This window comes from Lentzea miocenica (assembly GCF_033949945.1).
Lineage (GTDB): Bacteria > Actinomycetota > Actinomycetes > Mycobacteriales > Pseudonocardiaceae > Lentzea > Lentzea miocenica.
Map to the genome: position 1 here is coordinate 62,564 of NZ_JAXAVW010000043.1, position 11,860 is coordinate 74,423.

Annotated in this window: 9 protein-coding genes; all 9 read right to left on the reverse strand. The window is 68.1% G+C overall.

All coding sequences use genetic code 11. From position 1 onward, the window contains the following. Positions 1-41: 41 nt before the first annotated feature. From nuoN to nuoF, 9 genes are read right to left on the reverse strand one after another with little or no spacing between them, the layout of a single operon-like run. On the reverse strand, positions 42-1,619 hold the full coding sequence (gene nuoN, locus SK803_RS39645) for an NADH-quinone oxidoreductase subunit NuoN (RefSeq protein ID WP_319971345.1): 1,578 nt from the start codon (positions 1,617-1,619) through the stop codon (positions 42-44). A gap of 1 nt (position 1,620) precedes the next feature. Next, positions 1,621-3,189 carry an NADH-quinone oxidoreductase subunit M gene (locus SK803_RS39650; protein WP_319971346.1) on the reverse strand — a complete coding sequence of 523 codons (1,569 nt, stop codon included), beginning with the start codon at positions 3,187-3,189 and terminating at the stop codon, positions 1,621-1,623. Next, the gene (gene nuoL, locus SK803_RS39655) at positions 3,186-5,123 is read right to left on the reverse strand and encodes an NADH-quinone oxidoreductase subunit L (protein WP_406601650.1); all 1,938 of its coding nucleotides are present in this window, start codon (positions 5,121-5,123) and stop codon (positions 3,186-3,188) included. Before nuoL ends, SK803_RS39650 begins: the two co-directional genes overlap by 4 nt. A 10-nt stretch (positions 5,124-5,133) precedes the next feature. Continuing rightward, on the reverse strand, positions 5,134-5,433 hold the full coding sequence (nuoK, locus tag SK803_RS39660; RefSeq protein ID WP_109628915.1) for an NADH-quinone oxidoreductase subunit NuoK: 300 nt from the start codon (positions 5,431-5,433) through the stop codon (positions 5,134-5,136). Continuing rightward, positions 5,430-6,278: an NADH-quinone oxidoreductase subunit J gene (locus SK803_RS39665; protein WP_406601651.1), complete on the reverse strand. Its 849-nt coding sequence runs from the start codon at positions 6,276-6,278 to the stop codon at positions 5,430-5,432. Before SK803_RS39665 ends, nuoK begins: the two co-directional genes overlap by 4 nt. Further along, positions 6,275-6,790 (reverse strand): NADH-quinone oxidoreductase subunit NuoI, encoded by a 516-nt coding sequence (gene nuoI / locus SK803_RS39670; RefSeq protein ID WP_093605905.1) that lies wholly within the window; start codon positions 6,788-6,790, stop codon positions 6,275-6,277. Before nuoI ends, SK803_RS39665 begins: the two co-directional genes overlap by 4 nt. Positions 6,791-6,792: 2 nt before the next feature. Then, positions 6,793-8,112 carry an NADH-quinone oxidoreductase subunit NuoH gene (gene nuoH / locus SK803_RS39675; protein ID WP_319971347.1) on the reverse strand — a complete coding sequence of 440 codons (1,320 nt, stop codon included), beginning with the start codon at positions 8,110-8,112 and terminating at the stop codon, positions 6,793-6,795. After that, the gene (locus SK803_RS39680) at positions 8,109-10,574 is read right to left on the reverse strand and encodes an NADH-quinone oxidoreductase subunit G (RefSeq protein ID WP_319971348.1); all 2,466 of its coding nucleotides are present in this window, start codon (positions 10,572-10,574) and stop codon (positions 8,109-8,111) included. The genes nuoH and SK803_RS39680 overlap by 4 nt, the downstream gene beginning before the upstream one ends. Continuing rightward, entirely contained in the window at positions 10,571-11,851 is a 1,281-nt protein-coding gene (gene nuoF, locus SK803_RS39685) for an NADH-quinone oxidoreductase subunit NuoF (protein WP_319971349.1), read from the reverse strand. Before nuoF ends, SK803_RS39680 begins: the two co-directional genes overlap by 4 nt. Positions 11,852-11,860: the final 9 nt, after the last annotated feature.

The following is an 11,860-nucleotide window of genomic DNA, read 5'->3' on the forward strand; positions in this document are numbered from 1 at the left end:
CTCATGCTCGCTACTGGTCACAGCAGCCAGCCTACGTACACCTAGCTGAGGAAGGTGCCGGTACCCGCCCAATCGAGCACGAACGTGGGCCACAAACCGAGCACCAAGGTCACGACGGCACCCAACGTGATGGCGATCGTGGTGAACGCACCGGGCACGGTGACGGTCGGGCCGTCCGGTGCCGGGTCGCTGAAGTACATCAGCACGATCACCCGCAGGTAGAAGAACGCCGCGACGGCCGAGGCCACCAGGGCGATCACCACGAGCGGGGTCAGGCCGGCGTCGATCGCCGCGCTGAACACGACGAACTTGCCGATGAAGCCGGACGTCAGCGGAATTCCGGCCAGTGCCAGCAACAGGAACGTGAAGGTGCCCGCCACGATCGGCGACCGCTTCGCGAGACCCGCCCACTGCGACAGGTGCGTCGCCTCGCCGTCCGAGTTGCGGACCAGCGACACGATGCCGAACGCGGCGATCGTGGTGAAGCCGTACGCCAGCAGGTAGAACATGGTCGCGCTCACGCCGGGGTTGGTGCCCTCGGGGGTCAGCGCGATCGTGCCGATCAGCAGGAAGCCCGCGTGCGCCACCGAGGAGTACGCGATCATGCGCTTCACGTCGGTCTGGGTGAGACCCAGGATCGCGCCGATCACCATCGAGACGACGGCGACGCCGTAGAGCACGCCACGCCACTCCCACTGCGTGTTCTCGAACGCGACCGTGAGCACGCGCAGGATGCCGCCGAACGCGGCGACCTTGGTGCACGCGGCCATGAACGCCGTCACCGGCGTCGGAGCACCCTGGTACACGTCCGGGGTCCAGGCGTGGAACGGGCCGACGGCTGCCTTGAACAGCAGGCCCACCACCAGCAGGCCGAAGCCCGCGAACAGCAGCGTGTCCGAGCGGTCCGTGCCGGCCGCGGCGGTCGCGATGGCCGAGAGCTTCACCGAACCCGCGTAGCCGTACAGCAGAGCCACGCCGTACAGGAAGAACGCGGAGGCGAACGCACCGAGCAGGAAGTACTTCACAGCCGCTTCCTGCGAGAGCAGGCGACGGCGGCGAGCCAGGCCGCACAGCAGGTACAGCGGCAGCGACAGGACTTCCAGCGCGATGAACATCGTCAGCAGGTCGTTCGACGCGACGAACGTCATCATGCCGCCGAGCGCGAACAGCGTGAGCGGGAAGACCTCGGTCTGCATGCCGGTCTTCGTCGCCTGCGCGCGGTCCTGGACGGTGCCGGGACGGATCGCGGCCTGAGCCACGAACGCGCCACCCGGCTCCACCGACCGGTCCGCGATCAGCAGGACCGATCCGAACCCCAGCACGAGCAACGTGGCCCACAGGAACAGCGACGGCGAGTCGACCGCGATCGCACCCGCCAGCGTCGCCACGCCCTGCTCAGGACGCTCCGAGGTCGCGTAGAGGATCAACGCGCCGGTGGCACCCACCAGCGTGACGAGCGTCAGCACGAGCTGCACGGCCCACCGCTGATGCTTGGGCAGCAACGCTTCCAGCAGCACGCTGATGCACGCCGCGCCGAGCACGATCAGCATCGGCGCGAGGGCACCGTAATCGATCTCCGGCGCCTCGATCGTCTGCGCCTGAGCGACGAGAAGGTTCACGTCACTTGCCTTCCTGCACGGAGACCGGGTCGGTGACGCCGACCTCGGTCAGCGTCGCCCCGACAGTCGGGGTGATGACGTCGAGCACCGGCTGCGGGTAGAACCCGAGGGCCAGCACGATGACAACGAGCGGTGCGAGCACCGCGATCTCGCGCTTGCTGAGGTCGCCGATGGCAGTCTTCTTCTCCGGGTCGCCAACGGCACCCGGACCGGCTGCCGCACCCACGAGCGCGTCGCCGCGCAGCGGGCCGGTCATGATCCGCTGGTAGAGCCACAGCACGTAGAGCGCCGCGAGCACCATGCCGACCGTCGCGATGATCGTGTAGACCGGCTGCGTCGGGAACGAGCCGATCAGCACCAGGAACTCGGAGACGAACGAGTTCGTGCCCGGCAGCGACAGCGTGGTCAGACCCGACAGCAGCAGCATGCCCGCGAGCAGCGGCGCCACCTTCGACATGCCGCCGTAGTCGGAGATCAGCGACGAGCCACCGCGCGCGATCACCATGCCGATCACCAGGATCAGCATGCCGGTCGAGATCGAGTGGTTGAGCATGTACGACACCGAGCCCACGCCCGCCTGCGACGTGAACGCGAAGATGCCGAGCGCGATGAAGCCGAAGTGGGCGATCGAGACGTAGGCCAGGAACCGCTTCATGTCCCGCTGGCCCGTGGCGAGCAGCGATCCGTAAAGGACACCGGCCACCGCGAGCACCAGCACCAGCGGCGCCAGGTTCTTCGACGCCGTCGGGAACATCGGCAGCAGGTAGCGCAGCATGCCGAAGGTGCCGACCTTGTCCAGGATGCCGACGACGATCACCGTGACGCCGATGGGCGCCTCGGCGGCCGCGTCGGGCAGCCAGGTGTGGAACGGCACGAGCGGCGCCTTGATCGCGAACGCCAGGAAGAAGCCGAGGAACAGCCAGGTCTGCGTCGTCGAGTCGGCGTCGCTGACCACCTTCACCAGCGTCGCCCAGTCGAACGTGCCCTTGCCCAGCTCGTCCGACGCCATCGCGTAGGCGCCGATCGCGGAGGCCAGCATGATCAGGCCGCCGAGGAACGAGTACAGGAAGAACTTGACCGCCGCGTACTGCCTGCGCGCGCCGCCGTAGCCGCCGATCAGGAAGTACATCGGGATCAGCATGACTTCGAAGAGCACGTAGAACAGGAAGACGTCGGTGGCGGCGAACACCGCGACCGTCACGGCCTCCTGGATCAGGATCAGCGAGAGGTACCCGCCCTGCGAACGGCCGGCGGGCAGCTTCTCCGTCCAGCCGGCCCCGATCACCAGCGGGATCAGCAGTGCGATCACCGCGATCATCACCAGTGCGATGCCGTCGATGCCGAACGACAGCCGCACGCCGAACGCCGGGATCCAGTCCACGCCCGCGGCGAGCTGGATGCGGTCGCCGTCCGGGTCGTAGGCGGCCCACAGCAGCACGGCGAGGACCAGCTCGACGAGCGAGAACGCCAGTGCGACGAGCTTGGCCTTCGTGTCGTCCTTGCGCAGGAACGCCACCACCAGCGCGCCGACCAGCGGCACGACCAGGAGTGCGATCAGAACCCAGGTCACGAGAACCTCACCACCAGGAGCGCTCCGAGCACGAAGATCGAGCCCAGCAGCATGGACAGTGCGTAGGAGCGGACGAACCCGGTCTGCAGCCTGCGCAACCGGCCGGAACTACCGCCGAGCAGCGCCGCCGTGCCGTTGACCAGACCGTCGACGCCCTTCAGGTCGAGGAACACCAGCGCGCGGGTGAGCCAGGTGCCCGGCCGCGCGAAGAGGGCCTCGTTCAGTGCGTTGCCGTAGAGGTCCGCACGAGCCGCGCGCACCGGCCACGCCACCCGCGCCGGCCGCTCGACCGGCTGCTTGCGGCGGCCGAAGAGCAGGAACGCGAGACCGGCGCCCAGCACCGCGAGCACGACGGTCAGGATCCCGACCATGCCGTGCGAGATCACGCCGTGCTCTTCCTTCAGCTCGCCCAGCGAGGGCTCCAGCCAGCCGGCCAGACGTCCACCGGACGAGAGGAACCAGCCACCGCCGACCGAGCCGACCGCGAGGATGATCATCGGGATGGTCATCGACAGCGGGGACTCGTGCGGGTGGTAGTCCTCGCCGTTCTCCGCCTTCAGTTCCTTCCAGCGGGGCTGGCCCAGGAAGACGAGGATCAGCAGGCGCGTCATGTAGAACGCGGTCAGCGCGGCACCGAGCAGTGCGACGCCGCCGAAGACGTACGGGCGCCAGCCCTCCCCGGTGAACGCCGCCGCGATGATGGCGTCCTTCGAGAAGTAACCCGCGAACGGCGGAATGCCGATCAGCGCGAGGTAGCCGAGCGTCCAGGTGACGAAGGTGATCGGCAGGAACTTGTAGAGCCCGCCCATCCGGCGGATGTTGCCCTCGTCGTTCATGCCGTGCATGACCGAACCGGCACCGAGGAAGAGCCCGGCCTTGAAGAAGCCGTGCGTCAGCAGGTGCATGATGCCCAGCGCGTAACCGATCGGGCCGAGGCCCACCGCGAGGATCATGTAACCGATCTGCGAAACGGTCGAGTACGCCAGGACTTTCTTGAAGTCGTCGTACGCGCAGCCGATGATGCAACCGATCAGCAGCGTGACGGCACCGATGATCATCACGACCAGGCGGCCGTCCTCGCTCAGGTTGTAGAGCGGGTTCGAGCGGGCGATCAGGTACACGCCCGCGGTGACCATCGTTGCCGCGTGGATCAGTGCGGACACCGGGGTCGGACCGGCCATGGCGTCGGGCAGCCAGGCCTGCAGCGGGAACTGACCCGACTTGCCGCAGGCGCCGAGCAGCAGCAGCAACGTGATCGCGAGGACCTCGGCGGACGAGAACTCGCCGACGCGGCTGAAGACCTCGGTGTACTGCGTGGTCCCGAGCTTGTTGAACATCAGGAAGATCGCGATGGCGAGGCCCAGGTCACCGACGCGGTTCATCAGGAAGGCCTTCTTGGCCGCCGATGCCGCTTCCGGCTTGTGCTGGTACCAGCCGATCAGCAGGTACGAGGCGAGACCGACGCCCTCCCAGCCGAAGTACAGGGTCACGAAACCGTTGCCCAGCACCAGCAGGAGCATCGCGGACACGAAGAGGTTCAGGTAGGCGAAGAACTTCCGCCTGCCTTCCTCGTGCGCCATGTAGCCGATCGAGTAGATGTGGATCAGCGAACCCACACCGGTGATCAGCAGCACGAACGTGAGCGACAGCGGGTCGATCCGCAGTCCGAACTCGACGGTCAGCGCGTTGACGTCGATCCAGTTGAACAGGTGCACGTTCTGCACCCGCTCCTCGGCGTTCGAGATGCCGAGGGTGGAGAAGAACAGCGCGATCGCGTAGCCGAACGAGCCGAGGAGCGTGGCACAGCCGAGCAGGTGACCCCACTTGTCCGTGCGCTTGCCACCGACCAACAACACCGCCGCACCGAACGCGGGCAGCGCGAGCAACAACCAGGCGAGACTCGCGATCCCGCTGGCGGCAACAGGTTCCGTCACCGGTGACCCCTCAGTACTTCAGCAGGTTCGAGTCGTCGACCGAGGCCGAGCGACGCGTCCGGAAGATGGACATGATGATCGCGAGGCCGACGACGACCTCGGCCGCGGCGACGACCATCACGAAGAACGCCATCACCTGACCGTCGAGCGAGCCGTTGATCCGCGCGAACGTCACCAGGGTCAGGTTGACCGCGTTGAGCATGAGCTCGACGCACATGAAGACCACGATGGCGTTGCGGCGCACCAGGACGCCGACGGCGCCGATGCTGAACAGCAGTGCCGACAGCAGCAGGTAGTAGGTGGGAGTCACGACTCACTTCCCTTGAGCGCGTGCGCGTCTGCCTCGTGCCCGGTGCCGGCCACGTCGGCGACGTCGTCCGAGAGCGTGGCCTTGTCGGTCGCCTCGATGACCTCGAACAGCGACTCCTCCGAGACGCTGCCGTCGGGCAGCAGCGCGGGGGTGGCCACGGAGTTCGCGGTGGCGAAGACACCCGGACCGGGGATGGACCCGACCCGCTTGCCCGACTGGAAGCGCTCCTCGACGAGTTCCTTCTGCGTCTTCTTGGACGGCTTCCCGTCCCTGCCGACGAAGGCCAGGATCATCGCGCCGAGAGCGGCGGTGATCAGCAGCGCCGACGTGAGCTCGAACGCGAACAGGTAGTCCGTGAAGAGCTTCTGGCCGATGTTGCCGACGTTCCCGCCGTTCGTGGTGTTCGCCTCGGCGAGACCCACCGGCTGCACCGAGGTGAGCGCACGGGCGATGGAGCCCACCATCAGGACGGCGAACCCGATGCCGAGCAACGCGGCCGCGAGTCGTTGGCCGCGGATCACTTCGACCACGGAGTCCGAACTGTCGCGGCCGACCATCATCAGCACGAACAGGAAGAGCATCATGATCGCGCCGGTGTAGACGATGATCTGCACGAAGCCGAGGAACGGCGCCTGCTGGATCATGTACAGCACACCGAGGCTGAGCATCGTCACCACGAGCCACAGCGCGGAGTGCACCGCGTTGCGCGCGAAGAGCATGCCGAGCGCGCCGGCCAGGGCCAGCGGACCGAGGATCCAGAACGAGATCGCCTCGCCGGTGGTCACGGTGTCGACCGCGCGCTGCACCGGTTCCGGCTGCTGGGCCAGGAACGTCAGGACGCTCACTGCTGAGCCTCCTTCGCCAGCCGCGGCCCGTTCACGTAGTAGTCCTGCTCGTTGTCGCCGAGCCGCATCGGGTGCGGCGGCTGCTCCATGCCGGGCAGCAGCGGGGCGAGCAGGTCCTCCTTGGTGAAGATCAGGTCCTGGCGGTTGTCGTCGGCGAGCTCGTACTCGTTCGTCATCGTGAGCGAACGGGTCGGGCACGCCTCGATGCACAGGCCGCAGCCGATGCAGCGCAGGTAGTTGATCTGGTAGTCGGCACCGAAGCGCTCACCGGGCGAGAAGCGTGCTTCCTCGGTGTTGTCGCCACCTTCGACGAAGATCGCGTCCGCAGGGCAGGCCCACGCGCACAGCTCGCAGCCGACGCACTTCTCCAGGCCGTCCGGATGCCGGTTCAGCTGGTGACGGCCGTGGAACCGCGGCGCGGTCACCTTCTTGACCTCGGGGTACTCCTCCGTCACCACCTTCTTGAACATGGTGCCGAAGGTGACGCCGAAGCCTTTCAGGGACTCGAACATCCCTACTCAGCCTCCTTACCGGTGGTGACGGCTGCCGTCTCCTTGGGGAGAGTGGCGACCTTGACCTTGCGTTTCGGCGCGGCCTTGGGAACGACCAGATCGAGCGGCGGCACCGGGAAGCCGGAACCCGCGAGCGGAACGCCCTTGGTGTCCTGGACCTTCTTGTCCGGCAGCAGGAACGAGACCAGCAGCACGAGGCCGACGATCACGCCGAGCGCGATGAGCCGCTGCGCCGTGGAGAGCTGCTGGATCGCACCGGTGCGGATGACCGCGACGGCCATGATCCAGACGAGGCTGGTCGGGACCAGCACCTTCCAGCCCAGGCGCATGAACTGGTCGTAGCGCATGCGGGGCAGGGTGCCGCGCAGCCAGATGAAGATGAACAGGAAGCCCAGCGTCTTGATGATGAACCAGAGCAGGCCCCACCAGCCGGTGTTCATGAACTCGCCGCTCCACGGGGCGTGGTAGCCGCCGAGGAAGAGCGTGGTCGCGAGCGCCGAGACCGTGACCATGTTGACGTACTCGGCGAGGAAGAACAGCGCGAACTTCAGCGAGCTGTACTCCGTGTGGAAACCACCGACGAGCTCGGACTCGGCCTCGGGGAGGTCGAACGGCGCGCGGTTGGTCTCACCGACCATGGACACCACGTAGATCGCGAAGCTGGGGAACAGCAGGAGGCCGAACCAGCCGGGCGCGAACCCGAGCACGGTGCTCGCCTGGGCTCCCACGATGTCACCGGTCGACATCGAGCCGGTGAACATGATCACCGCGACGATCGACAGGCCCATCGCGATCTCGTAGGAGATCACCTGCGCGGCCGACCGCAGCGCGCCGAGCAGCGGGTACGGCGAGCCGGAGGCCCAGCCGGACAGCACGATGCCGTAGACGCCGATCGAGGAGCAGGCCAGCACCACCAGCACGCCGACCGGGAGGTCGACGAGCTGCAGCGCGGTCTGCTGGCCGAACAGGTTGACCTCACCCGCGAGCGGGATCACCGAGAACGCGAGGAACGCGGGGATGCAGGAGATCACCGGGGCGAGGAAGAACACCCACTTGTCCGCGAGGACCGGGCGGATGTCCTCCTTGAACGCGAGCTTCAGACCGTCCGCCAGCGACTGCAGCCAGCCGTTGGGGCCCACGCGGTTGGGGCCAGGGCGGTGCTGCATCCGCGCGACGACCTTGCGCTCCCAGTTGATCATGAACAGAGTCATGACCACGAGGAACGCGAAGATCGCGACGACCTTGATCAGGATGAGCCAGACCGGGTCGTCCGCGAGCAGCTTGGCGGTGTCGCCGTTCTCCGCGAGGACGTGCTGGATCATGACTTCACCCCAAAGGAAGAATCTCCGCTGACGGAGACGATCGAGCCGTGGCCCGCACCGAGCGTGCGGCGCACGGTGACGTCACCCGAGTTGGTCGGCAGCCAGATGACGCCCTCTGGCAGGTCGTCGGTCTCGACCGGGAGCGTGATCGCGCCGCGGTCGGTGGAGACCGTGACGTGGCCGCCGGAGGTCAGGCCGAACTGCTGCGCCGTGGCCTCCGCGACCTTGGCGACGACCGGGCGTGCGGTGCCGGCCAGGTGCGGCTCGTCCACCTGCAGCGAGCCGTTGCCGATCAGCCGGTGCCACGTCGCGAGGACCGCCTTGCCGGAACCGGCCGGGCTCTGCAGCGGTGCGGCGACGTTGAGCGAGGAACCGCTCGGGGCGCCCTCGCCCAGGCGAGCCAGGTCGGCGGCGGAGGCGGCCGGCGTCTGCGTGAACAGGTCCGCGTCCATCTCCACCGCGAGGGTGTCGAGCACGCGGCAGTCAGCCAGGGAACCGGTGCCTTCGAGCGTCGCGCCGAACTCGCGGCGGCGGCCCTCCCAGTTGAGGTAGCTGCCGGACTTCTCGACCGCAGGGGCGATCGGGAGCACGACGTCGGCGTGCGCGGTGACCGCGCTCGGCCGCAGCTCCAGGCTCACGATGAAACCGGCTCCCGCCAACGCCTTCTCGGCGAGCGCGGGATCCGGCAGGTCGAACGGGTCGACACCGCCGACCACCAGGCCGGACAGTTCGCCGTTCGCGGCGGCCTCGAGAATCGCGGTGGTGTCACGGCCCGGCGTCGCGGGGATCGTGCCCTCCTCGACGCCCCAGGTGCGCTCGACCTCGGTGCGCGCGGCCGCGTTCGCGACGTGGCGCCCGCCGGGCAGCAGGTTCGGCGTGGCACCGACCGCGAGCGCACCGCGCTCACCGGCACGGCGCGGAATCCACGCGACCTTGGCGCCGGTGCGCTCCGCCAGCCTCGCGACCGCGGTGAACGCACCGGGGATCTCGGCGGCGCGCTCGCCGACCAGGATCACCGCGCCGGGCTTGCCCAGCAGCTCGACCACGTCGGAAGCGTGCTCAGCCAACGCGTTGATGGCGTTCGCCTCGGCACCGGGCACGCAGGCGAGCAGCGTGCCGTAGGTCTTCTCGACGGCCGGGGTCGTGAACTGGCCGAGGTGGAAGACCTTCGTGGTGCCCTTGCGAGCGGACTTGCGCAGGCGCAGGAAGACGATCGGCGCCTCTTCCTCCGGCTCGAACGCGACCAGCAACGCGGCCGGCGCCTTCTCGATGCCCTGGAAGGTGACCCCGTTGTCCGGGTTGGTGAACACCGTCGTGCCGGACAGGAACTCCAGCTCCTCGGCGGAGTGCGGCCGGGCGCGGAAGTCGATGTCGTTGGTGCGCAACGCGATCCGGGCGAACTTCGAGTACGCGTAGGCGTCCTCGACGGTCAGCCGGCCACCGGTCAGCACGCCGACGCCGTTCGCGTCCCGTGCCGCCGCCAGACCGGCCGCCGCGACCTGCAGCGCCTCGGTCCAGGACGACTCGCGCAGCTCACCGGACTCGGCGTCGCGGACCAGCGGCCGCTTGATGCGGTCGCCGGTCGTGGCGTAGCGGAAGGCGAACCGGCCCTTGTCGCAGATCCACTCCTCGTTGACCTGCGGGTCGTCGCCGGCGAGCTTGCGCTGCACCTTGCCCCGCCGGTAGTCGGTGCGCTCGGCGCAGCCGGAGGAGCAGTGCTCGCACACGCCGGGCGCCGACACCAGGTCGAACGGGCGGGCGCGGAACCGGTAGGCGGCACTGGTGAGAGCGCCGACCGGGCAGATCTGGATGGTGTTGCCGGAGAAGTACGACTGGAACGGCTTGTCCTGCGCCACACCGATCTGCTGCTGCGAGCCGCGCTCGAGCAGTTCGATGAACGGGTCGCCGGCGATCTGCGCGGAGAACCGGGTGCAGCGCTGGCAGAGCACGCAGCGTTCGCGGTCGAGCAACACCTGCGTGGAGATGTTGATCGGCTTCGGGAACGTCCGCTTGTGCTCGTGGAAGCGGGAGTCGCTGCGGCCGTGGGCGATCGCCTGGTTCTGCAGCGGGCACTCACCGCCCTTGTCGCAGATCGGGCAGTCCAGCGGGTGGTTGATGAGCAGCAGCTCCATCACACCCTGCTGGGCCTTGTCCGCGACCGGCGAGGTCAGCTGGGTCTTCACGACCATGCCGTCCGCGACCGTCATCGTGCAGGAGGCCTGCGGCTTCGGCATCGGCCGGCCGCCCATCTCGACCTCGACGAGGCACTGGCGGCAGGCGCCCGCGGGCTCCAGCAGCGGGTGGTCGCAGAAGCGCGGGATGACCGTGCCGAGGCGCTCGGCCGTGCGGATCAGCAGCTCACCCTTGGGCGCGATGACCTCGACGCCGTCGATGATGAGCTTGACGTGACCCTCGGGCACGACGACCTCGGCCGTGGTGGGCTTGTCAGGGGCGATGGTCATGCGTTCGCTCCAGCCAGGACCTTGGAGTTCTTCTCGCACAGGGCGAGGAACTCGTCCTTGAAGTACTTGATGCCACTGGTGATCGGGCTGACGGCACCGTCACCGAGCGCGCAGAACGAGCGGCCGAGGATGTTGTCGCAGACGTCGAGCAACGTGTCGATGTCGCTCGCGTTGCCCTCGCCGCGCACCATCCGCTGCAGGATCTGCACCAGCCAGTACGTGCCCTCGCGGCACGGCGTGCACTTGCCGCACGACTCGTGCTTGTAGAACTCCGTCCACTTCATGACGGCCCACGGCACGGACACGGTCTCGTTGAAGATCTGCAGCGCCGTCGTGCCGAGCATCGAACCGGCCTCGGCCGCACCCTCGAAGTCCAGCGGCACGTCGAGGTGCTCCGCGGTGAACAGCGGGGTGGACGAGCCACCCGGCGTCCAGAACTTCAGCGGGATGCCGTCCTTCATGCCACCGGCCATGTCCAGCAGCTGCCGGAGCGTGGTGCCCATCGGGGCCTCGTACTGGCCGGGGTTCGTGACGTGACCGGACAGCGAGTAGATCTTCGGACCGGGTGAGCGGTCGCGGCCCATCTCGCGGAACCAGTCGGCGCCACCGTTGACGATGAAGGGAACCGACGCGATGGTCTCGACGTTGTTCACCACAGTGGGCGACGCGTAGAGGCCCGAGGTCGCGGGGAACGGCGGCTTGAGTCGCGGCTGGCCACGACGGCCCTCCAGCGAGTCGAGCAGCGCGGTCTCCTCGCCGCAGATGTACGCGCCGGCGCCGGCGTGGATCACCAGGTCCAGGTCGAAGCCCGTGCCCAGGATGTCCTTGCCCAGGTAGCCCTTGGCGTACGCCTCGCGCACGGCCGCGTTGAGGCGGCGGATGCAGTGCAGGACCTCGCCGCGGACGTAGATCGCCGCGAAGTTCGCGCGGATCGCGTACGACGTGATGATCACGCCCTCGATCAGCGAGTGCGGGTCCGCCATCATCAGCGGGATGTCCTTGCAGGTGCCGGGCTCGCCCTCGTCGGCGTTGATGACGAGGTAGTGCGGCTTGCCGTCACCCTGCGGGATGAAGCCCCACTTCATGCCGGTGGGGAAGCCCGCGCCGCCGCGGCCGCGCAGCCCGGAGTCCTTGCACTGCTGGATGAGCTGGTCCGGGTGGGCCTTCAACGCCTTGGGCAGCGCGGTGTAGCCACCGGTGCGCTCGTAGGTGTCGATGGTCCAGGACCTGGGCTCGGTCCAGCGCGTGGTGAGAACGGGAGTCAGCGGGTTGACCATGTGGTGTTC